Source organism: Bordetella tumbae, assembly GCF_965139195.1.
GTDB classification, from domain to species: Bacteria; Pseudomonadota; Gammaproteobacteria; order Burkholderiales; family Burkholderiaceae_B; genus Bordetella_A; species Bordetella_A tumbae.
In genome coordinates this window covers 14,250-35,402 of the sequence record NZ_CBCSJH010000004.1, presented here as the reverse complement: position 1 = coordinate 35,402, position 21,153 = coordinate 14,250, and the positions used below count along the sequence as shown (strand labels likewise).

Annotated in this window: 21 protein-coding genes and 3 pseudogenes; all 24 read right to left on the bottom strand. The window is 59.1% G+C overall.

Annotation, left to right across the window (positions count from 1 at the left end):
* Nucleotides 1-12 precede the first annotated feature (12 nt).
* The 24 genes and pseudogenes from ACNA0J_RS07050 to sucC all read right to left on the bottom strand — a co-directional run bounded on the left by ACNA0J_RS07050 (nucleotide 13) and on the right by sucC (nucleotide 21,151).
* Complete coding sequence (locus ACNA0J_RS07050) at nucleotides 13-1,752, bottom strand: ShlB/FhaC/HecB family hemolysin secretion/activation protein (protein ID WP_415817831.1); 1,740 nt, start codon at nucleotides 1,750-1,752, stop codon at nucleotides 13-15.
* Nucleotides 1,753-1,947: 195 nt separating this feature from the next.
* A complete protein-coding gene (locus ACNA0J_RS07045) occupies nucleotides 1,948-2,313 on the bottom strand; it encodes a DUF192 domain-containing protein (RefSeq protein WP_415817829.1) in 366 nt (121 codons plus the stop codon).
* Nucleotides 2,310-2,786: pseudogene (locus ACNA0J_RS07040) on the bottom strand (type II secretion system F family protein); the annotation flags it as partial. The pseudogene ACNA0J_RS07040 and the gene ACNA0J_RS07045, both read right to left, overlap by 4 nt.
* An 86-nt stretch (nucleotides 2,787-2,872) precedes the next feature.
* Complete coding sequence (locus ACNA0J_RS07035; RefSeq protein WP_415817827.1) at nucleotides 2,873-3,718, bottom strand: type II secretion system F family protein; 846 nt, start codon at nucleotides 3,716-3,718, stop codon at nucleotides 2,873-2,875.
* Nucleotides 3,715-4,186: pseudogene (locus ACNA0J_RS07030) on the bottom strand (ATPase, T2SS/T4P/T4SS family); the annotation flags it as partial. The gene ACNA0J_RS07035 and the pseudogene ACNA0J_RS07030, both read right to left, overlap by 4 nt.
* Before the next feature lies 1 nt (nucleotide 4,187).
* Nucleotides 4,188-5,409, bottom strand: a 1,222-nt coding sequence (locus tag ACNA0J_RS07025; RefSeq protein WP_415817825.1) for an ATPase, T2SS/T4P/T4SS family, incomplete at its 3' end; no start/stop codon positions are given.
* 2 nt (nucleotides 5,410-5,411) lie between these two features.
* Nucleotides 5,412-6,788, bottom strand: coding sequence for a type II and III secretion system protein family protein (locus tag ACNA0J_RS07020; protein WP_415817823.1), 1,377 nt, complete (start codon nucleotides 6,786-6,788; stop codon nucleotides 5,412-5,414).
* Complete coding sequence (gene cpaB, locus ACNA0J_RS07015; protein WP_415817821.1) at nucleotides 6,785-7,669, bottom strand: Flp pilus assembly protein CpaB; 885 nt, start codon at nucleotides 7,667-7,669, stop codon at nucleotides 6,785-6,787. Before cpaB ends, ACNA0J_RS07020 begins: the two co-directional genes overlap by 4 nt.
* Nucleotides 7,666-8,370 (bottom strand): hypothetical protein, encoded by a 705-nt coding sequence (locus ACNA0J_RS07010; protein WP_415817819.1) that lies wholly within the window; start codon nucleotides 8,368-8,370, stop codon nucleotides 7,666-7,668. Before ACNA0J_RS07010 ends, cpaB begins: the two co-directional genes overlap by 4 nt.
* A gap of 40 nt (nucleotides 8,371-8,410) precedes the next feature.
* Nucleotides 8,411-9,013, bottom strand: a complete 603-nt coding sequence (locus ACNA0J_RS07005) for a hypothetical protein (RefSeq protein WP_415817817.1) — start codon at nucleotides 9,011-9,013, stop codon at nucleotides 8,411-8,413.
* Nucleotides 9,010-10,380, bottom strand: a complete 1,371-nt coding sequence (locus ACNA0J_RS07000) for a hypothetical protein (RefSeq protein ID WP_415817816.1) — start codon at nucleotides 10,378-10,380, stop codon at nucleotides 9,010-9,012. Before ACNA0J_RS07000 ends, ACNA0J_RS07005 begins: the two co-directional genes overlap by 4 nt.
* Nucleotides 10,377-10,634: a hypothetical protein gene (locus tag ACNA0J_RS06995; protein WP_415817814.1), complete on the bottom strand. Its 258-nt coding sequence runs from the start codon at nucleotides 10,632-10,634 to the stop codon at nucleotides 10,377-10,379. The genes ACNA0J_RS07000 and ACNA0J_RS06995 overlap by 4 nt, the downstream gene beginning before the upstream one ends.
* A 186-nt stretch (nucleotides 10,635-10,820) precedes the next feature.
* Nucleotides 10,821-10,952 carry an entericidin A/B family lipoprotein gene (locus tag ACNA0J_RS06990; RefSeq protein ID WP_415817812.1) on the bottom strand — a complete coding sequence of 44 codons (132 nt, stop codon included), beginning with the start codon at nucleotides 10,950-10,952 and terminating at the stop codon, nucleotides 10,821-10,823.
* Between the two features lie 104 nt (nucleotides 10,953-11,056).
* On the bottom strand, nucleotides 11,057-11,752 hold the full coding sequence (locus ACNA0J_RS06985; protein WP_415817810.1) for a fumarylacetoacetate hydrolase family protein: 696 nt from the start codon (nucleotides 11,750-11,752) through the stop codon (nucleotides 11,057-11,059).
* Between the two features lie 38 nt (nucleotides 11,753-11,790).
* Nucleotides 11,791-12,321 (bottom strand): inorganic diphosphatase, encoded by a 531-nt coding sequence (gene ppa, locus ACNA0J_RS06980; protein ID WP_415806543.1) that lies wholly within the window; start codon nucleotides 12,319-12,321, stop codon nucleotides 11,791-11,793.
* 3 nt (nucleotides 12,322-12,324) lie between these two features.
* Nucleotides 12,325-13,552 (bottom strand): annotated as a pseudogene (locus ACNA0J_RS06975) (heme biosynthesis HemY N-terminal domain-containing protein); the annotation flags it as partial.
* 1 nt (nucleotide 13,553) lies between these two features.
* A partial coding sequence (locus ACNA0J_RS06970; protein WP_415817808.1) for a heme biosynthesis HemY N-terminal domain-containing protein occupies nucleotides 13,554-13,934 on the bottom strand: 381 nt, incomplete at its 3' end.
* A 3-nt stretch (nucleotides 13,935-13,937) separates the two neighbouring features.
* A complete protein-coding gene (locus tag ACNA0J_RS06965) occupies nucleotides 13,938-15,134 on the bottom strand; it encodes a uroporphyrinogen-III C-methyltransferase (protein ID WP_415817806.1) in 1,197 nt (398 codons plus the stop codon).
* A gap of 37 nt (nucleotides 15,135-15,171) precedes the next feature.
* On the bottom strand, nucleotides 15,172-15,963 hold the full coding sequence (locus tag ACNA0J_RS06960; RefSeq protein ID WP_415817804.1) for a uroporphyrinogen-III synthase: 792 nt from the start codon (nucleotides 15,961-15,963) through the stop codon (nucleotides 15,172-15,174).
* A 107-nt stretch (nucleotides 15,964-16,070) separates the two neighbouring features.
* Complete coding sequence (gene hemC / locus ACNA0J_RS06955; RefSeq protein ID WP_415817802.1) at nucleotides 16,071-17,012, bottom strand: hydroxymethylbilane synthase; 942 nt, start codon at nucleotides 17,010-17,012, stop codon at nucleotides 16,071-16,073.
* 110 nt (nucleotides 17,013-17,122) lie between these two features.
* Nucleotides 17,123-17,842, bottom strand: a complete 720-nt coding sequence (locus ACNA0J_RS06950) for a TerC family protein (RefSeq protein WP_415817800.1) — start codon at nucleotides 17,840-17,842, stop codon at nucleotides 17,123-17,125.
* Between the two features lie 272 nt (nucleotides 17,843-18,114).
* Nucleotides 18,115-18,822: a TerC family protein gene (locus ACNA0J_RS06945; protein WP_415817798.1), complete on the bottom strand. Its 708-nt coding sequence runs from the start codon at nucleotides 18,820-18,822 to the stop codon at nucleotides 18,115-18,117.
* Nucleotides 18,823-19,090: 268 nt separating this feature from the next.
* On the bottom strand, nucleotides 19,091-19,972 hold the full coding sequence (sucD, locus tag ACNA0J_RS06940; protein WP_415806536.1) for a succinate--CoA ligase subunit alpha: 882 nt from the start codon (nucleotides 19,970-19,972) through the stop codon (nucleotides 19,091-19,093).
* Between the two features lie 18 nt (nucleotides 19,973-19,990).
* On the bottom strand, nucleotides 19,991-21,151 hold the full coding sequence (sucC, locus tag ACNA0J_RS06935) for an ADP-forming succinate--CoA ligase subunit beta (RefSeq protein ID WP_415817796.1): 1,161 nt from the start codon (nucleotides 21,149-21,151) through the stop codon (nucleotides 19,991-19,993).
* Between the last annotated feature and the right edge of the window lie 2 nt (nucleotides 21,152-21,153).

Below are 21,153 nucleotides of genomic sequence, written 5' to 3'. Positions count from 1 at the left end.
CACACGTACTCTCTAAAACTCGAACATCAACGCTGCGGCGAATACGACGTTTGATGTGGGAAAGGCATCGGGTTTCTTCAGCGGCCAGCCCAGCGATACGTCGTAACTGGTATCGATATAAGGCACAGATATGCGGCCACGTAAACCGGCGACGGCACCGACCAAAGTCCGGCCTGATAAATACTGTGCAGAGGGACCACTCACACGCCCCGCGTCGACCCCCGCATAGAGCTGTTGGCCGAGGGTGCTTAAGTTCCAGGACAAGTCATTGCGCAGACTCCAACCGTCCTCGGCCGTCAAAGTCATTTGTCCGTCAAACCCGCGTACGGTGTAGCGATCACCTATCGTGAAATAATCCGCGGGCACGATGGGCGTCTTGGCGTGCTGGAATTGCCAATTGAATTGATATGCCATCTGCTGTTGAGCAAGCGTAAAAGGCATGTAGGCGCCCGCAGTGGCTGCCAGAATCGTGGTACGCCCATCCCAGCCGGGATCTCCATAGACATACCCAGGTTGCTTCGAATACCGCGGTACGGTACCTCGCATGCCTGCGCCTGCGTCCACCACCGTGCGGCCTACATAGTGGCGATGTTGATAACCCAATTCGTAACCCATGACGTCACGGCGCTGCACCTCGATATCGATGCCATTGAGCGTCCCGCCCACACGCTTGCGCAGCACTTTTGCCACGATGGTGCCTTTATTGTGGCTGCCGCGATACGGCACTACCAACACCCCAGCATCGACTTGCTGCGTCGTACCGCCATAGACAATAGGCTCTTCGAACCCTGAAACCGTCTGCCGATAGCGCGAACGGCCCGCGCTTGCGAACATCGTCCAGTATCCAAATGGAACGCTGTAATAGACCGACGCCGCCCTCGTGTTGTTGTCGTGATTACGCAGGCCAGCGTTACTGTTCCATGAGACGGAAAGCTGGTCATACAGAAATAACGGGGAATCCACCGTCAACCCTGCATTGAGTCTTTTGTTTCCCATCGTCTTCAGCCCCGCATTGTCGCCGCCGATATAAGCATGCCAACGCTTGCCTGATCCGGGTTGCAACAGAACATCGGAGGCGCCTAGTGCCGTTCCGGGCGCTATGTCGATACGTGCATCGGATTGTCCTTTCAGACGTTGGATGTTTTCCAATGCCTGATCCAGATCGCGCTGATTCAACTCATCGCCCGGACCACTGGGCAATACGGTGCGCCACCAGCCCGGAGCGCCCTCGCTGCGCACCTCCGAAATACGGCCTGCCCCATAGCGTAACGTGAGCGAGCCCTCGGCTAATGATTGCTCGGGTACCCGAACCCATGCCGTGATTAGCCCCAAGTCGACCAAACGCATAGTCAGATGCGCTTGCAAGACGTTCAATCCCTGTAGACCGACGCATCTGCCAATGGCTGATTGAGCGGTCGCCTGGATTGTGGCTGGTGGTGAATCACCCTGCCATAAGATCGCTGCAAGGGGAAAACATGGAGTCTCGTCGGGCAACGCCCATGCGTCCATATCAATCGAAGAAGACTCCGTCTCGGACAATACGTCTGGACGCTGTTCGGCACGGGCACGTTGCTGCTCGAGCTCCTGAGCCTGGCGACGTTGGATTTCATCGGCTTGAGCGGCAGCATCGAAACTCATTGTGTATGCCGGCGCGATCACGCCCGCCAACGCACCGGCTGTACTCATGGACAGCAGCAAACAACGGAGTTTCAGCTGACGCATCTGCGTCAGGCAACGATGAACCAAGTGCATTTATTTCTACTGTTCTTGTTTTGATCAAACTATGTAACGAATATCTATGGAATGTTCCACGAGCCAAAAAATGCGAATCTGCGAAAGCATCTCGGCATGCGGCCATACGCGTGCCCAGAAACCAAGCCCTGAGGCGATGCCCACGACTTTCGGAGAACTGCAAGAAAAAATAAGACAGGCCTGACGGTCTTCTCGCTATTTCAATGACGTATGGCTATCCAGGAACATTCGTAGAGCGATATTCAATCGCCGCCGATAGCGCAATGAAGAGTCCGTGGAGTTGGCCCTGAGTTCAATGACGGACGTCGCTCTCAAATACAGAGCGACACGTCCAGGACCGAGATCGCGGACGAGACGCTGAACCTTGCCATCGCGACCAATGAACGCGACGTCGATGGGATATCGCATACCAAAGGTGTGAACGGCCCAACAAGGCGAAATCCATAATCCGGTACGCCTCCCGAGTGGCCGCTCCCGACCTAGTAGTCCTCGCAGCCGAGCCCACACGCTGCGGGCTCGCACCAACCGGATCCGGCGAAGCGCTTGGCAACGATCCGTCATGGCGCGGCCTGCCACATCTGCATCACGATCGGGAATGCCAGCACGATAAAGGTGCAGGGAAAAATACAAGCTATCAACGGCAAGAGCATTTTCACAGGCGCCTCCAGCGCCAGTTTTTCTGCACGCTGAAACCGGTCTGTTCTACATTGCGAAGCGTGCTCACGCAGCAGCATCCCGATACTCATACCCAGACCATCTGCTTGTATCAAGGCGGCAATCCAGCGGTGAACGCTGGGACAATTGCAACGATCAGCCAGCGCCCTCAGCGCCGCCACGCGAGGCATGCCCGCGCGCATATCCGACAAGGCGTGAACGAGTTCCTCACGCAAGTATCCCGGGACCCCATGCCGTTCTGCCTGCTGCAATGCGCTATGCAACCCCAATCCCGATTCCACACATAAGGTCATCATGTCCAATACAAAAGGCAAATCGCGATCAATGCTTTTTCGGCGTCGTCGAACATCTGCGCGTAACCTGACAACCGATCCTAGGATCCAAGCGAGAAGCATTGCGCCCAGCCCCGCGAAAACAACAGCAAATACGACAAACATGACGACGATCACATATCAATGTTGGCGATGCGCCGAATCAGCAACATGCCGCCGGCCTCCAAGGTACACAAGACAGCGAGCACGCCCCACCCTGCTGGAGTGCTCCATAGCATCGCAATGACGTCGGGTTCCAGGTAACTCAAAACGCAAAGCAGCAGCACCGGCAGTACGCCGACGATCCACGCCTGCAGCCGTCCCTGCGACGTCAGGGTGCGCACCTTCTCCTGCCATTTCAGGCGCTCGCGCAGCGTGCTGGCAATTCCCTCGAGAATCTCGGCCAGATTGCCTCCTGTGTGAGACGCGACACGCAATGATGCAATGAACAAGGCACTGGCCTCGGATGGCACGCGAGTACCCAGATTCCCCAATGCCGTATCGAACGAGACGCCTAGCCGCTGCTCTCGCAGCAGCAATCCGAATTCTTGGGCCAATGGCGCCGCGCTATGATCGGCAATGTGGCGCAATGCGGCCGGCACGCCCACCCCTGCTCGCAATGCGCAGGCCAATGCCGACAAGGCCGAAGGCAGCTGCCGCTCGAACCGCGCCAATCTCCGGGCACGCATACGACCCACTAGATATCGCGGCAGCCTGGTGGCGGCCACTGCAGCGATGAAGGCCATCACTGGCGCGTCAGTCAAGACAAATGCCAGTCCTCCGATCAGGAGGGCCAGCATCACGATCCATGCCCATAACCGACTGGGACTAATGAACAGAAATAGCTGGTCTAGTTTGATGCTTGTCTCTCGGGTATAGAGCGAGCGATAGCGTGCAACCGCGGGGCCCAACCATGCCTGCATCTGCCAAGTCAGCAGCACAACACAGACCGTAGACATCGCTAAGGTGATCCAAATCATTCGCATTTTTGAGCCATTGCAGAAAACAGACCGATATCAAATTCAATACCGGCGGCATGCCACTCGTCGATGAAACTCGGCAGCAATCCACAGGCTTGAAAGCCATTTTCTGCTCGATAACAAAACAGCTCTTGCAGTTGAATCCGTCCACTCTCCATGCCTGTAATCTCCACGACTGATGTGGCGACACGGCGTCCATCCGACAGGCGTGTTTGTTGCACGATAATGTCGACACTAGCGCCAATGTGTTCACGTACCACAATCAAAGGGAGGTCCATGCCTGCCATCAAGACCATGGTCTCCAATCGGCTCAAGGCATCCCGCGGCGAGTTGGCATGCAAGGTGGTCAGCGAACCCTCATGGCCCGTATTCATCGCCGTCAACATGTCGAGTGCCTCGGCACCGCGGCACTCGCCCACCACGATGCGATCAGGCCGCATACGCAACGCGTTGCGTACAAGGTCTCGGNTATCGACGCGGCCGCGATTTTCCTGATTCGGTGGACGCGCCTCCAGCACGACCAGATTATCGTGGTCGAGCCGCAGTTCTGCCGCATCCTCTATGGTGATGATCCGTTCACCCTCGGGAATAGCATTGGACAGAATATTCAATAGTGTGGTCTTGCCTGATCCTGTTCCGCCCGATACGACGATGTTCTTGCGAGTGCGGACGCACGACATCAGAAAGTGAGCTACGGCCGGATCTATAGCGCCGCTCTGCACCAAATCCAGCATTTGCGGCCGGACAATGGGGAATTTCCGTATCGTCAGGCTGGCACCTTTCAGGGCAATCGGTGGTATCACCGCGTTGACACGCGAACCATCAGGCAAACGCGCATCCACCATAGGGGCGCTTTCGTCAATACGACGGCCTATTGGCGTCACAATCCGCTCAATGATCCATCGCACGGATTGTTCGCTGTTGAATGTAGCCTGATGGCGATACAAACGCCCCTGCCGTTCCACATAGATCTCGTCATAGCGGTTAACCATGATTTCGCTGATTTCGGAGTCTGCAAGCAACGGTTCCAGCGGTCCCAATCCGACGGCCTCATCCAACACGTCACGGCACAATGCCATACGATCAATATGGTCGGGGATGCTCTCATCGTCTGCGGCGATCTGCTCCAGCAAGGGTTGCGCCTCTCTGCGCAACGACGCGTCGCTCATACCGTCCACATCTCGGCGCCGCAGGTTCAATGCTTGTAGAAGTCCGGCGTGCAATCGCCGCCGGTGGGGCAGGAGCTCGGAAATGCCGAGCGTCGGGCCGCCAGCATCCGGCTCTGCAACCGTAACACTGGAGACAGTATGGTCTGACAGCTCGTATGGGACTGCCGGTATCGTGTTCAGAAGCGGCATTGACGGCTGCGACGATATGTTTGATTCTCGCCCTTCGACAGCCTTGTACAGGGACCGTACGCGTAACCGGCACGGTCCAATCAGAATATCGTCCTCAGGGAGTACAGGCTGATGCACGACAATGCGGCGTCCATTGACCAATGTGCCCATGAACGACCCCGTATCCTCCAGCGCTAGAGACTGCGGCGATCCATGCAGATTCGCGTGATGTTTGGCTACGCGCCAGCTGGGAATACGCAGTCCGCAGTGCGCCGAGCGTCCTATTTTCAAGGGCGCCTGGAGCTGCACGGTGCGTTGTTCACCGTCTTCGAACGTCATAACAATCTCAATCATGCTTATCTCTGAGTGGGTTCGGAATGCATCGGGCTGGCCGTATGAGACGTGGGTGCCCATTGAGAACCCGGCCCGCGATAGACGCTCCAATCGGGGTCTCCCACTGCAGGTGTCGCCGTGCCCAATACCGGAGAATCCGGGAATGCCTCGGTAAGCACCCGCTGGCCACGGCGCACACGGTCGGCCAGCTCAGGATGATCTTGCGACACAATTCTCGGCGTCACGAATATCGCGAGCTCGGTCTCTTTATGCTGTTGGCGGTGCGAGGAAAACAGCGAACCCAGCACGGGAATGTCCTGCAGGACGGGCAGGCCACTATGTTCACTGGTGCGCTCGCGCGACAGGAATCCACCCAGCACCAGGGTTTGTCCCGATCTCACATTGAATTCAGTGGCCGCACGACGGGTACGCAACGCGGGGCCTCCGGAGACGCTGATAGACGTATCGACTGAGCTGGCCTCCACCTCGATACGCGACCTGATGGCTCCCGTGCGGTCAATGCGCGGCGTGATGTTCAGCGACACACCGTAGGGTTTGAATGCCGTATTGGTGTTGCCGCGCGCATCGACCGTGGTGTATGGCACCTCGCCTCCGGCCAGAAATGATGCCGTGGCGCCGCTGCGGGCCAGGAGCTGCGGTTGAGCGAGCATCACGGCCTCGCCACGCTGAGCCAGTGCTGTGATACGCGACGAAAGCAAGGCATTCAACCCGAAATACCCACCCGCACCCCTGCCCGCCATCGACAGCGGCTGTATGTCCGTCTGATCACTCGGCTGCACACTCGAACCGGGTTGCCAAACAATGCCCGCCTGTATTCCCCCTGTCGATACCGTATCCCATTGCACCCCGAATTCGCGCAAATGTGCACTGGGCAGCTCCACGACCTGAACGTCCAGCAAGACCATGCGATCCCAGCCGATTTGTCCGGTGAAATCCAGAATGCGAGGATAACGGCGCACCAAAGCCGATACACGCTCGCGATCATCGTCGGTCAGATCCTCTCCCTCAATAACGATGTTGTCGCCCACCAACGAGCTGCGTACGCTGGGGATGTGTGCGAGCAGCTTCTGCACTTCTTGTTGCATCTGCGCCCACCCTGCGGGGCGGACCTGGACCTCATAAGCGGCGCCTACGCCGTTCGGCGTCCAGACATGCACAGACGAGGCGCCCTCCTGTCGAGCAAAGAGGACCACGTCCTTGCCCTCGACAGAGACTGCGCTGATGACCTGCCCGTTTCCCACCGCGACACGTGTCACTGATTGATGATGAACGACTTTGGTCTGTCCTACCTCCAGGATTAATGCCGCGGGCTCGGTTGCCGGCCACACGGGTCTCGGCACGGCCATCATGATCGACATGGCAAGCAGAATTCTTTTCATCGTCCCTCCGAATATATGGCGAGCGATTTGGGTGGAGGTACATCTCGATCCGGTAAAGCCGGAAACGCCTGCTCGGGCGCGTTTGCATCTGATGACAGCGTCTCGGTGTCAACCCGATCACCGTATAGAACAGGAATCGGCGCTCGATCGGCCGTCGCCGGATGCGCCAGCCCCATCAAGGCAGCCAGATCCCCAGGGGCTGCGGACTCGGAGACCATCGCATCGCTGCGATGACGCAACATGGCAGTCAACGAACCCGTATGACGAGCCGCCACGAGTTTGATAGCGTCCTGTTCGGAGGCGTCGAACGTGATGGACACGGGCGAGTCGGCGCGGCCGCCGATCGCCAACACGCGTACGCCTTGTAGTAACGGCGCGGTCAGATGCTGACCCTGGTGCACGAACGACACATAAAGATCTATCAAATCATCCGGCTGCAAAAGCCCTGATACCGCATTGATCTCAGCCGCAGGCAACGTCACGGCACGCCTTCCGTGTAGTACCAAGTCTGAAAGCGATGACTCGACCTCTGCAGCGATGTGCATCGGGAGCAAAATATCGCCTTGCTTTAGATTGGTGGTGAGCACGCCGCCGAGCACTTGATCCACGGCATCTGCTTCAAACGAATGGCTCGGCACCCATGGCAACGGAATATCTCGGATTGCGAGATGATCCGTCTGCAGTCGAGTACCTGCGGCAAGGTCCGTGGCAACGACCAAGCGTGTACGAACCTCCACCGCTGCCTGACGTTCCAGTTCACGCTCGCGTGTCTGGATGTGTTCATGAGCGGCCCAAGCTGCAAGCAGGCCTGCAGCCAAAGCAAAACCACAAACTCCGATAGTGCGTATGCGTAATTGGAACGCCGTATATATAAGGCTCAAGATTCTGCTCCATCGTGTTGCAACAGGACGATTCCCGTACCGCCATCAATGGCGGTTATGGTGATCTGAAGCAGACTCCGCGCTCGCCGCCATCGGCTTGTCGTTGGCGTATCCGTCTCCGCTAGCCAGCGTTCATTCCGCAGACCTTGACGAATGACCGCCGAGACCGACTCCATAGACGAAGTAGACGTCCATACTTGAGTGCGGTTACGGCCGTCTGGCTCTTCTTGTTCGAGCTGCAATCGCAATCGCGCCCCCGTCAGCCGCCACGGGAGTGAACTCATCGTGTCGCCCTGGCGGACCGCCGCATGCTGTCGTGCGGTCAATTCACTGGAGAAATCCGTTTCGGTCAGTACTGAGAGGCTGCCACGCGTGGAACGAGGACCTTCAGATTCAAGGTTCATCACCCAGAACTGATTGACAACGTGCCCTGACAGCACCACGCGCCGGGGATAGAGTCCCATATCCGACAGCATGGGATAACGCTCGCCCAACGTGCGAGCGGCTTGTGCAATGGGCAAAGGAATACCAAAAACACGAATATCGATTGGCATCCCGAACAAATGCATCCGCCCACCAAATGAGGTTTGCGTGCTGCCCGGTGGCAGTGACAAATCCTCAAGCGCAGAGGCCTCCCCTGCCTGGACTGCGATGGCCATGATCATCGTCACGACGAACGCGGCTGACGATCGGCGCAACATGCAGAGCATTTTCCAACAGGCGTTCAATCCATACATCGTGTCAATGCTCCGTCAAACTGCTGCGTCCAGCGATGATGGCTCGTGTCGGCGCCAAGTCCTCCCATGCATTCAGCCAATCGGTCGACCACTCGTCCCGTCCCCACGGCGCGTCTACATGCCGCATACGACGCCGCAACGTGTCAGCAATACGGACTGAGCCTCGTGCCGCCTCCGCCCACCCTATTGAAGAACGTTGAATACGTTCGGACACTGCGGCATCATCGACACCATGCCCGGTGTCCGCCGCAACGACTGTATGTCGATGCACGGGCATCGAACCTGTATCACCGGCAATAAATGCCGGCGGCGTCACGGAATGATCAGTAGCATGTGCGCTACGCAACCCAGAATCGACATGAAGCCAATCGCGAGCCAGGATCTCGACCTGAGCATTTCCGATATCGCTTTTGCTCGGAACGAACCCATGATTTTCAGCATCGATGAACGCGGCAAGACGGCTAGACTGTGCCGCCTGCTGCCCACGCAGCAATACTGTCCCGACAGCAGCGACGCCGTGCATGAGTCCGCCTAGCAACACCAGAGCAAGCATCGCCTCGACCGCGGCTTGCCCCTGAGCAATGGAACGGTGCGACCGCCATTTCATGGCCGGCCCCTCGACACATCGTCAGGCAGCATGGGGCTCAATCGAGCTTGCCAATAGGGGCGAAATAAACTCGCGAGTTCGTTGTTGTCGTTACCGTGGGACGGTGGCTCGAAATAGGCCTGCGCTGCACTGTTGACCGTCACGAACTCGTCGGCGGCCAAGCCGTGATAGGCATACCGTGCAATCGGAGCCACTCGCGCATTCGCTGCCTGGGCCGTGATCAACGACGCGGCAGACTGACGCAACTGGACGGCAAACCGCAAGGGACGATACGCGATATCGTCATTCAGATCGTAATAGTCAGGGAGCCCACGACTGGCCCAATGCAATCCGCTGAACGAGGCGTAAGCCTTCGCCATAGGATTACTGCGGCCCGACAACAAGTCCCATGTTGTGTGCTCGTGTACCCAGCGCCAGAAATCCTGCTGAGCGAACCCATGCGGCGGCTGATCACTGATGTGTGGGTTCTTTTTCGATTGAGGACTATTGTCGCCCCACCCCATTGCGTATTCGCGGTAGTAGCAGCCTATCCAACGATTGGAACGCAAGGCATGAAACGACACGGTATCCCGTGCAGACCAACGTCCGTCTGCCTCTAGCCGGGTATTTCCCCGGCGCCGCAGTTCATGACGCTTGGCAGGACATTGGTCTTTCACGATCCAGTCATTACGACGAGTTTGATTGCGGCGCTGTAGAAAATCGTACCGTTGCGCCGCATGCTCGACCATGTTCCGCAGCGGGCCCTCTTGGCGCCCCGGATAGGATTGAACGTATCCCGGCAGGCCATCCGACAATAAAGCAAACTGCAACGGTCCATTCTCAAGCTCCCCTGCTCCGCTGCCATACTCTGGATAGTTCGCATGCAGAACGCGCCACATCGTCTGTTGGCGAGAATCCTTCATACTTTCCACGACGGAGACGGAGGCCTGCTGCAATATCTGATGCACCACGTCATCGTGCTGCTGAAATGCATGCGCTAATGCGGGCGCGATATCATCGGTCGCACGTGCCCGTGCGTACGCTTTCCCTACCGAGGCCCCAAAGAGCCTCGAGATCAACGTGGACGGAGGATTTCGCGAGGCTCGTTGTTGCGATTGTGTCTGCCCGTACTGAGCCCAGGAGGACAGGGTCACCAGGTGCGCCATCGCAACCTGATGCGCCACGTGAGCACGATTGATGTAGGCCAACATATTCAGGCTGCGCGCCTGCGCCACGGCGCCGCTATATGCCACGGCGTCTGCGGTATGCGTCAGACGTACGCGGGCACTCGCGGTCTGTCCTACGTTGTACAAGGCGATCCAGGCAATACTGCCCACGGAGACGAGCGCCAGGACCAGTGGCAATGCCTGGCCGCGTGCGCCCTTCATTTGGCGTGCCCCGTGAACGATTTCAACGTGCGCGTCTTGGTCTGTGTCGTGGACTTGTCCGCCGCCGACTGGGCTGTGCGCGACTCGGCAGTGCCGTCTTCGCCCGCGATTTCACGCACCATGGCTGCGGTTTGCGAGCGCACCACTTGACCAAATAACTGATAGACCGCAATGGCTGCCACCGCAACCAGCGCCACCACGATGATGTACTCAGTCATCCCCTGACCGCGCTGGCGGGAAATACGCTGGATCATGCCCGACCTCTCTTCAATCAACAGAGGCTGTAGTGTGAAACCTCGCAGAGATCCCGGCTATTCGTAGATGCCGAGGTGGGCAAAATCCTCACATCGCGTGGCACGCGCGATAAAACGAGCTGCTTGTTTTCGCTGCAACAACGACAACGGCCCCGGAGGGGCCGTTGTCGCAACAAGCATGAAGCTTTATTTTTCTGCAGCCGTGCTAATGGCTTGCCCGGCATCGGACATATCCTTGCCCATGCCTGCCATGGTGTTGCAGCCTTGCAGTACGACGCCAAATACGATCAGCGCCGTCAGCATGACTCGTCCGCGCATGATGAAACTCCGGAGAAAATACAGTCAGCACAAAGCCTCGAGCCAAGTCGTCCCGGCTTGGAGAGAATCAGCCCTAGGCGCCTGGCCGTGAAAGAGACTGACGATCAAGCAATACGCACGCGCAATTCGCCCAGACCCTCGACACCGCCCACGAGCTCATCGCCCTGAACGACAGCACCCACGCCCTCGGGGGTGCCGGTGAAGATCAGATCGCCGGCTTTCAACTCGAACAGGCTCGACAGATAAGCGATGCTCTCGGGAATGTTCCAGATCATCTGTGAAATGTCGCTGGACTGTTTGCGCTGGCCGTTGACGTCGAGCCAGATGGCGCCCTTTTCAAGGGTACCGACGACGCTGCGCGGATGGACGGGACCGATCGGCGCGGACAGGTCGTAGGCTTTGCCGACCTCCCAGGGGCGTCCTTGTTTTTTGGCTTCGCCCTGCAGATCGCGGCGGGTCATGTCCAGCCCTAAGGCGTAGCCCCACACGCATTCACCAGCCTGCTCGACGGAAATGTCTTTGCCGCCTTTGCCCAGCACGACGACCAGCTCCATTTCATAATGCAGGTTGCTGGTCTTGGGCGGATAAGGCGTGGCGCCGGTTTCACCGTCGGCGATCGACAGGATGGCGTCGTTGGGCTTGCTGAAGAAGAACGGGTCTTCGCGACCGGTGAAGCCCATTTCCTTGGCGTGCTCGGCGTAGTTACGGCCCACACAATAGATGCGGCGCACCGGAACCAACGCGCCGCTGCCGGCTACGGGCACGGCAACGGGCGGCGACGGAGGGAATACGTAGTCCATGTTCTCTTGACCTTCTTGAATGCGTGCCGGCATCGCCATCAGCCCTTGTTGTAGCGTTCGGCGCTGCGCACGATTTCTTCGCGAGCGGCGTCCACGCCTTTCCAGCCCTTGACTTTGACCCACTTGCCTTTTTCCAGGTCTTTGTAGTGTTCAAAGAAATGCTGGATACGGCTGATGTCCTCAGCCGGCAGGTCTTCGTATGACTTGATGTTGCGGTAAGGAGGATAGAGCTTGTCGACCGGCACGGCCAACAGTTTGGCGTCACCACCGCTCTCATCGTCCATTTCCAACACGCCCAACGCGCGGCAACGCACGACGGCGCCGACCTGAATCGGGAACGGGGTCAACACCAACACGTCGGCTGGGTCGCCATCCTCAGACAGGGTCTGAGGGATATAACCGTAGTTGCACGGATAGTGCATGGCGGTCAGCATGAAGCGATCCACGAATACGGCGCCGCTGTCTTTGTCGACCTCGTATTTGACCGGGTCGGCATTCATGGGGATTTCGATGATGACGTTAAAGTCTTCCGGCAGATTTTTGCCGGGAGAGACGCGATCGAGACTCATGGTTCAACCTTGTTTATCTGAAAGTGGAAGAGATTTTCCGTCATCCCGCTTATCCGATTTGCCTTGATCAGGCGAGGTGGATGGCGGGGTGTCGTAAGTAGGCTCCGGGGCATCGTACTCAGGCACGGGGATGGGTGCGCTGTCGAAGTAGTCTTCGATATCGATGTTGGACCGGGCAGGCGCGACAGCCGGAGGATCCGGCTCCAACGCGTTTGACGCCTCGCGCTCCAGGACGCGAGCATCAGGATCCAGCACATAGTCGGCCGGGACCGACAAGGGTGCGTCTTCGAGCTGAGACACAACTGGCACTGCGGCAACAGTTGCCTCCGGCGGATAGGTCGAGTATTCCCCCTCTGCATCCAGATGCAGAGGGTCGGCATCCGTATCGGCTGCAGGCAAGGCCGGATCGCCGGCCAGTACAGGCAATGCCATGGTCGCAACCGTCGCCAAGCGCCAATGGCGCACAGCGTCCGAGGGACGATCCAAACGGTCGTACAGGCTGCCGAGCAAGGCATGCGTGCGCGCATCGTTACGCAGCGCCAGGCTGCGCTGCAAATAGCGCTCGGCCTGCCCCCACAACTGGCCATTCAGGCACAACATTCCCAAGGCGCTCAACAGATCCGCATTGGTGGGACGCTTTTGCAGCCAACCCTCGGCTTTGGCAAGACGGCGAGGCACCTGGTCGGGCTCGCAACGCGCATAGGCATCCACCAAGGACGAGGTGAAGTGGACCGGGACGGCTGCCTCCAGGATGCGAGCAGCCTCGGCGGGCTCGCCCGCGGCCTCGAATGCCGTGGCGCCTGCCAGGGCAATTTCCGGCAAGACGCGCTCTTCGTTTTTGAGGTCTTTCCAGACGCTGCGCCAGGCTTCCGTACCGGAGGCCGCAGCAGCACGCAGTCGCGCTGCGCCCGATCGATCGATCAGGCCTTCGGCCTCGGTCTTGGACAGTGCATTGCGGCGCACCAGCCCACGTGCCAGCGTAAAGACACGGTCGTGATGATTCAGGGCCGCCTCGGCACGCAACAGCAGGCGCATCGTATGCAGATGACGGGCTCCGCCGTCCTGCAACGGCGTCAACACTGCCAAGGCGTCTTGCGCACGGCCTTGATCCAGCAGTTGATCTGCCGCAACGGTGGCGATAGCTTCTTGCAGGCCGGTATTGCCAGAGGCGTGCTCACGTGCGGAGTCCAGCAACTGGTCCCGGCGAGCAAACTCGCCCAGTCCATGTGCGNCGCTGACAGCGCCGCCAACACTCGCCGGCTCTCGACACGAGTCTGCCCCAACAGCTTGGTCAGATTCTTCTCGGCATGAGAAAAGCGCCCTTCCAGGAGCTCTGTCCAGCCGCGTTCGAGCAGTACGTGATCACGAGCCTGGGCACGTTGACCGCGCCAGACACGCATACGATCCGGAATGGCCAACAACCAGGCCAGCAGGCGCAAGCCCACGTACAGCGCGACGAAAATACCCACCACCAGCAGCACGAACAGCGTCAACGACAGTTCAATGCGCCACGGCGACACCAGGAAAATAACGTTGCCGGTATGAGAGCGCAGCACCACCGCCAAAGCGACGGCGACGATAAGAAGCAGCAAAGTCCAGAACCAAGTACGCATGCGTTAGTCCTGTTTGGCTGGCGAATCAAACCCAGCGGCGCGCAAGGCGGCTACGCTGGCCAGACTGTCACCGACATCTGGCAAACGCACTGCGATATCGATGTTCTGCAGTTCATGCGTCAAACGCAACGCCGACTGAGTATCCACGGCACGGCCGTCGTAGTAAATGCTGAGCACGTTCTCGACGTTGGCGAGTTCGTTTTTCCAGACCTCGGGTTGACGCATCAGCATGGCCAATTGCGCCGTCATCAGGCGTTGACGCAAGGCGCCACGTACCTGTTCGGCTTGCTCGGAGGACAGCAACAATGCAGCCGGCTGATCGACGCGCTGCACGCTGATCAGGTCACCGAGCTCATGCGTCAAGGTGCTGCCGGCCCGGCCTGGCCAGGATGCGATCTCGGCACGCCAACGCTCCCACCACGCGGCATCTGCGGGCAATTGATGGCGAGGATCATCGGCCTGAGACTGGATCGGCGCGGTCGCCGGTTTGGGTTGCGTATCACTCGAGGCACCAGGGGCTGCGGCATCGGGGACTAGCAAAGGCGCCTTGGAAATCAGGCCCGCCAAACGATCGATGCGCGCGGTTTGCGCTGGAATATCGACGGTCGCAACGGCCCTGAGGCGATCGATATCGCCGTTGATGCTTTGTTGCAGACCGGCGAAAAGCGGACGAGCCGCCTGTGCCAGGCGTGTCTGCGCTGTTTCCAGCGCGACGATGGCGTTGTTGACATTGCCTGCCAAGCGCAATTGCTGATTCGCCAGCACCAAGAGGCGCTCGACGTCGTTGGCGAGGATCTCGTCTGTCGCACCGCCGCTGAAGGTTTCCCAGGCTTGCTGCAAATCGTTGTAGCGGGTCTTGGCTTCTTGGGCTTGTGCTTCCAGGCTGCGTACCTGGCCACTTTGCCCTTGAATGAGGGTCAAGGCTTCGCGCGCGTCTTTGCGGCCTTGCGCGACGGCGTCTTCCAATGTGGCCAAACGAGTCGCTATTTCACGGCCGGCCGCGTCGGCTTGCTTGCGCTGCAGCCATAGCGCCCACCCCAGGCCGACGGCCACTAGGAGCACGATAATCAGCGCCGCGCCCAATAAGCCTGCCCCACGGGACGACTTTTTAACCGGGGCGGATGCCGGTTTGGTGGGCGAAGCTGCGCCCGGAACTGCCGAATTGACGGCAGGTGCAGTGTCAGGTGTCTGGTCTGTCATGACGCGATTGTATTCGGTGAAATGCCAAAACTTCGATTCAAGCCGCAACAAAGGCCGCGAGGATCGCATCATCGGCCGGCAAGCAGATTTTTACCATTGCGTCCGTGACCTTGCCAGCGAGGCCTTGCTGCAGCCGCCGCGCCAGTGTGGGATGGGTCACGATAAAGTCGCAGGCGTACCACCAATCGGCGAGACCAGTCTCATCGATATGGGATTGGACGGCGGTCAGTCCTTCGCCGCTCGTCAGCAGCCACGTCGCTTTTTCCCTCTTTTGCGCCCATTTTCGCAGTTGCTCGACCGCAGACGACGGCCAGTTGGCCGGCTGGCGTTCATAAGCGGCATGCCGCCGTACCCGCGTCCCCATGGCCTCCAGTTGATCGGCCAGCCAATCCCGGCCCTGGGTGCCGCGTACCAATAACACCCTGTTGGGCAGGCGGTCTTGCGCACGCAAGACCTGCCACAGGGCTTCAGAATCATGGGTAGACGCATCGGGCGGCGGACAGAATACTGTTGTATTGGCGCAAAAACCTGGCGTTTCGCGCAACGCACGCGCGCTCGCCGGTCCCACCGTTGCGGCTGCGACGGCAGCGGGCCAGTCGGTCTGCCCCGCCAAGTCCCGCAGTTGCTTCAAATACGTCCGCGCCGCATGGCCGCTGACAAAGATGACTAGATCGAAGTCTTGCGGCAAAGGCAGATCTGTCGCGGTAACCGGCAAGGAGCGCAGTTCCAGGGCAGGCAGGTCCAGCGCCTGCCAACCGGCAGCGCCGAGCGCCTGCGCCAACGCGTCGTTACGGCCGGCAGGGCGAGTCAGAATGGCGATACGCGACATAGACACCCCTGTATGTATCCCGGAAGCTGGCTCCAGCAGCTATACGCTGCTGCCAAGCTCAGCCTTGAATCCGGACGTACCTCACAACAAACTGGCATGAGCCAGCCTCAGACGGCAGACGTGTCTTGCAAGGCAGCCAGAATGGCGGCCGCGCCCTTGGAGAGCAAGGCCTGAGCGACGGCTTCGCCGATCTGCTCGGCCTGCGCCACTGGCCCGGTCTGTTGGAAATGAATCACTTGTTTGCCATCGGGAGAGGCCACCAATGCTCGAAGCTCGACGTTATCGCCGTCGAGTACGGCATACGCCGCCAGAGGGACTTGGCATGAACCGCCCAGCGTCCGTGAGACAGCACGCTCGGCCAACACGCAAGCCGTGGTGCGCGCGCACACGAGAGGAGCCAGCCAGGCACGCAGATCATCACGATCGTCGCGGATTTCAATGCCTAGCGCGCCCTGCCCGGCTGCCGGCAGGCTGTCGACAGGATCCAGCAGGCTGCGGATGCGGTGACCCAGATCCAGGCGTTGCAGACCGGCCGCAGCCAGCACGATCGCGGCGTAATCGCCCTGATCGAGTTTGCCCAGGCGGGTATCCAGATTGCCACGCAACGGCTTGATCTGCAGATGAGGATAGCGTTGCCGGATCTGCGACTCCCGCCGCAGGCTGGAGGTGCCAACGACGGCCCCAGCCGGCAGGTCGGCCAAGGTCGCATAGTCATTGGAAACAAAAGCGTCGCGAGGGTCGGCTCGCTCGAGCACAGCGCACAATTCGAATGGCGCCTGCAAGTCGACCGGGACGTCTTTGAGTGAATGAACCGCCAAATCGGCCCGCCCATCGAGCAAGGCCGTTTCGAGCTCTTTGACAAAGAGCCCTTTGCCGCCGACTTTGGACAAGGTGCGATCCAGTATCTGGTCGCCCCGTGTGGTCAGCGTCAGCAATTCGACGGAACAATTGGGGTAGACAGCGCGCAACCGATCGCGCACATGCTCGGCTTGCCACAGGGCAAGCCGGCTGGCGCGGGTCGCGATAACGAGGCGTTGCGGTGCAGACACGGGCAGGTTAATTGCCCAGGCTGGAAAAGATCACCGTGGCGATCACCCCGATGATGGCCAGTATTGCCAGGCCTTGCAGCAGGCTCAGGCCGGATTCGGGGTTGTCGCTTTTACGCAGACTCATGAGTAGATTCCTTGGAGGCAGTTTTACGGCTAGCAAGCCACCGCCCAAGACCCACAACAATCAATGCGCCGATGACTTCTGCAGCGATTTTAACCGCAGTAGGCTGAGGGCCGAATTGATTTTCGACAACAACGTCGGTAACTACCATGCCGCCAGCGATCCAGCCCAGCAATGCGGCGCCCAATGTAATGACCAAAGGATAGCGGTCAATCAGCTTGAGCACGAGGGTGCTGCCCCAGATGATGATAGGCACACTGACGACCAGGCCAAATACCACCAGACCAATTTGGTGGCCTTCGTGCGCGTTCTGCGCGGCGCCGGCAATGGCGATGACGTTATCGAGGCTCATGACAAAGTCGGCCACGATGATGGTTTTCACGGCAGCGGCAATAGAGGTGCTGCCCTTGATGTTGTCGTGTCCGTCGTCCTCGGGAATGAGGAGTTTGACGCCGATCCAGACCAGAAGCAGACCGCCCACGACCTTGAGGAAGGGGATGGCCAGAAGCGTCAGGGCGAATGCGATGAGCACGACGCGCAGGATGATTGCACCGGCCGTACCCCACAAAATCCCCTGCATGCGTTGTTTGGGCGCCAGATTGCGGCAAGCCAGCGCAATCACGACGGCATTATCGCCACCCAACAGGATGTCGATAAGAATGATTTGGAATACTGCAGCCCAGCTTATTGTTTGTAGAAACTCTAACACTTGCGATCCCCCTCGGAATGACAATTTGGATGGCAACGGCTGATCATGAATCGGACGTTACCAGCCCCACGTCGACACCTTCCCCGATGCGCCTGCGGCTTGGTCCCTGTGCTTGGGACTCGTTGCCTGTGATGACTTGGCGGGAAAAAAGCCCCCACGCCGCACCTTCGGCTTGCTACCCCCCACGGGAGCATTTGCCTTGAAGCGGCCCGGCGGCAAAAAACTGCCGCGTCAAAACGCGGCAGTCGTCGTGCCAAAACGCGTATTGTAGTTCAGCTTTGTGTCAGTACCTGGCGTCGAGAAAGTAAAATTTTCCCAATCAGCAAAACCAGGGCTGCACCCACGACACCGGAGATCAATGCCAACTGATGCTCAGTCAGGCCCAAGGCGCTGTCAATACGGATCACGGAATCGTGCAAGGCAGGGTCGCCTACCAACAGCTCGCCAGCAATGAAGCCGAGCAGTGCCGCTCCGACCCAGACGATCAACGGGAAACGCTCAATCACCTTCAATAACAAGGTGCTACCAAAGATAACCAACGGGATGCTGATGGCCAACCCTACGACCAGCAGGGTGGTATCGCCCATTGCAGCGGCGGCAACCGCCACGACGTTGTCCAGGCTCATCACCAAGTCGGCAATCATGATGGTGCGAATCGCCGACAGCAAGGTGCCATGCTGCTTGCCATCACCGTCCTCGTCGCCCTCGGGCAACAGGAGTGTCACACCGATATAGACCAACAACAGTGCGCCGATGAGCTTGAGCCACGGCAGCAACAGGAGCTTGGCGGCAACCAGCGTCAACACGATACGCATGATGATCGCGGCCGCTGAACCGATCGTGATCGCCTTTTTTTGCTGCTCTGCGGGCAGTGAGCGCGCGGCGAGTGCAATCACTACGGCGTTATCGCCGGATAACAGGATGTTGACCCAAATAATCTGTAGTAGGGCAATCCAAAATGCTGCTGATGTAAGTTCCATTCCTCTCTTTCCTAGCGATCCCCTAGGTGTGAGTTGATGCTTTTGTTTGTTGCGTACGGGTCGCGGCCATCTTGGTAGTTGCGAGCTGGGGAGTGGCCGTTGCCGGATGCCGAGCGCTCTTGGCGCCTGACGATTTTTATAGGGGTGTACGCGTAATACCGGCTCGTTATTATATTTTGCAAAACGGGTGCGACAACACCATCGACGCCCCGACGGTAAAAAGCCCGCCAAACCAGGCGGGCTTTTTACACTGCGAAACGTCAGGCTGTTACAGCACGGACTTCAGCAGTTTGCCCATCTCGGAGGGGTTGCGCGTGGTACGGATACCGCATGCTTCCATGACTTCGAGTTTGGCATCCGCCGTGTCGGCACCGCCCGAGATCAACGCACCGGCGTGGCCCATGCGTTTTCCCGGAGGCGCCGTGACGCCGGCGATGAAGCCGACCACGGGTTTCTTCATGTTGTCTTTCGCCCATTGTGCGGCGTTGACTTCGTCCGGACCACCGATTTCACCGATCATGATGACGGCGTCGGTATCGGGATCGTCGTTGAACAGCTTGAGCACATCGACGTGCTTCAGGCCGTTGATGGGGTCGCCACCGATACCGACGGCGCTGGATTGGCCCAAGCCCAGTTCGGTGACTTGACCGACAGCTTCGTACGTCAGCGTGCCGGAGCGGCTGACGATACCGATGCGGCCCTTGCGGTGAATGTGACCGGGCATGATGCCGATCTTGATTTCATCGGGGGTGATCAGGCCGGGGCAGTTCGGGCCCAACAGCAGGGTCTTGCTGTTCATGGCCTTCATGCGGTTTTTGACTTCCAGCATGTCACGGACCGGGATGCCTTCGGTGATGCAGATGACCAGATCCAGTTCGGCCTCGACGGCTTCCCAGATGGCGGCGGCAGCGCCGGCGGGCGGCACGTAGATGACCGAAACGGTGGCGCCGGTTTCGCTCTTGGCGTCTTTCACGCTACCGAAAATGGGCACGCCTTCGAAGTCCTCGCCGGCACGCTTGGGGTTGACGCCGGCCACGAAGGCGGCTTTGCCATTGGCGTATTCACGGCACATACGGGTGTGGAACTGGCCCGTCTTGCCCGTGATGCCCTGGGTGATGACTTTGGTGTCCTTGTTGATCAGAATCGACATTTGTGAATCCTTGGCAATTTATTTAACGGCGGCTACGACGCGGGTGGCCGCTTCGGCCATGGTGTCGGCGCTGATGATGGGCAGCCCCGAGTCGGCCAGCATTTTCTTGCCCAGTTCTTCGTTGGTGCCCTTCATGCGGACGACCAGCGGTACGTTGAGGTTGACGGCCTTGCAAGCAGCGATCACGCCTTCGGCGATGACGTCGCAGCGCATGATACCGCCGAAGATGTTGACCAGAATGGCCTGCACGCCCTTGTTCTTGAGCATGATCTTGAAGGCTTCGGTGACCTTTTCAGCGGTCGCGCCGCCGCCAACGTCCAGGAAGTTGGCCGGCTCACCGCCAAACAGCTTGATGGTGTCCATGGTCGCCATGGCCAGGCCAGCACCATTGACCAGGCAGCCGATGTTGCCGTCGAGCTGGATGTAGGCCAGGTCGAACTTGCTGGCTTCGACTTCTGCGGGATCTTCTTCGTCCAGGTCGCGGTAGGCGACGATTTCCGGGTGACGGAACAAGGCGTTCGGGTCGAAGTTGAACTTGGCGTCCAGGGCGATGATGTTGCCCTTGCTGTCACGGTTCAACGGGTTGATTTCGACCAGCGACGCGTCGGTGTCCATGTAGCACTTGTAGAGCTTCTGGAACACGTCGGCGGCTTGGTCGGCCGAGCCGTCGGTCAAGCCGATGGCCTGGGCGACCTGCTTGGCTTGCTCGAGCGACAGACCGGTTTGCGGGTCGATGTATTCAGTAATGATTTTTTCGGGCGTCGAGTGAGCGACTTCCTCGATGTCCATGCCGCCTTCGCTGGAAGCGATGATGGCGACTTTCTGCGTGGCACGGTCAGTGACCAGCGACACGTAGTATTCCTTTTGAATGTCGGCGCCGTCTTCGATGTACAGGCGATTGACCTTTTGGCCTTCCGGACCGGTCTGGTGCGTGACCAATTGCATGCCCAGGATCTCGCCGGCCAGCTTGCGCACGTCGTCAATCGAACGGGCGAGCTTCACGCCGCCGCCCTTGCCACGGCCACCAGCATGGATCTGTGCCTTGACGACCCATACCGGTCCGCCCAGCTTTTCAGCGGCAGCCACAGCCTCGTCGACGGAAAATGCGGGGATCCCGCGCGGCACAGGCACGCCAAATTGCTTTAGCAGTTCCTTGCCTTGATACTCGTGGATTTTCATGT

Excerpts from the sequence above, each read along its gene's own strand:
- ACNA0J_RS07050 (WP_415817831.1), bottom strand. The coding sequence starts at position 1,752 with ATGCACTTGGTTCATCGTTGCCTGACGCAGATGCGTCAGCTGAAACTC.
- ACNA0J_RS07045 (WP_415817829.1), bottom strand. The coding sequence starts at position 2,313 with ATGACGGATCGTTGCCAAGCGCTTCGCCGGATCCGGTTGGTGCGAGCC.
- ACNA0J_RS07035 (WP_415817827.1), bottom strand. The coding sequence starts at position 3,718 with ATGATTTGGATCACCTTAGCGATGTCTACGGTCTGTGTTGTGCTGCTG.
- ACNA0J_RS07020 (WP_415817823.1), bottom strand. The coding sequence starts at position 6,788 with ATGAAAAGAATTCTGCTTGCCATGTCGATCATGATGGCCGTGCCGAGA.
- ACNA0J_RS07010 (WP_415817819.1), bottom strand. The coding sequence starts at position 8,370 with ATGTTGCGCCGATCGTCAGCCGCGTTCGTCGTGACGATGATCATGGCC.
- ACNA0J_RS07005 (WP_415817817.1), bottom strand. The coding sequence starts at position 9,013 with ATGAAATGGCGGTCGCACCGTTCCATTGCTCAGGGGCAAGCCGCGGTC.
- ACNA0J_RS07000 (WP_415817816.1), bottom strand. The coding sequence starts at position 10,380 with ATGAAGGGCGCACGCGGCCAGGCATTGCCACTGGTCCTGGCGCTCGTC.
- ACNA0J_RS06995 (WP_415817814.1), bottom strand. The coding sequence starts at position 10,634 with ATGATCCAGCGTATTTCCCGCCAGCGCGGTCAGGGGATGACTGAGTAC.
- ACNA0J_RS06990 (WP_415817812.1), bottom strand. The coding sequence starts at position 10,952 with ATGCGCGGACGAGTCATGCTGACGGCGCTGATCGTATTTGGCGTCGTA.
- ACNA0J_RS06985 (WP_415817810.1), bottom strand. The coding sequence starts at position 11,752 with ATGGACTACGTATTCCCTCCGTCGCCGCCCGTTGCCGTGCCCGTAGCC.
- ppa (WP_415806543.1), bottom strand. The coding sequence starts at position 12,321 with ATGAGTCTCGATCGCGTCTCTCCCGGCAAAAATCTGCCGGAAGACTTT.
- ACNA0J_RS06965 (WP_415817806.1), bottom strand. The coding sequence starts at position 15,134 with ATGACAGACCAGACACCTGACACTGCACCTGCCGTCAATTCGGCAGTT.
- ACNA0J_RS06960 (WP_415817804.1), bottom strand. The coding sequence starts at position 15,963 with ATGTCGCGTATCGCCATTCTGACTCGCCCTGCCGGCCGTAACGACGCG.
- ACNA0J_RS06945 (WP_415817798.1), bottom strand. The coding sequence starts at position 18,822 with ATGGAACTTACATCAGCAGCATTTTGGATTGCCCTACTACAGATTATT.
- sucD (WP_415806536.1), bottom strand. The coding sequence starts at position 19,972 with ATGTCGATTCTGATCAACAAGGACACCAAAGTCATCACCCAGGGCATC.
- sucC (WP_415817796.1), bottom strand. The coding sequence starts at position 21,151 with ATGAAAATCCACGAGTATCAAGGCAAGGAACTGCTAAAGCAATTTGGC.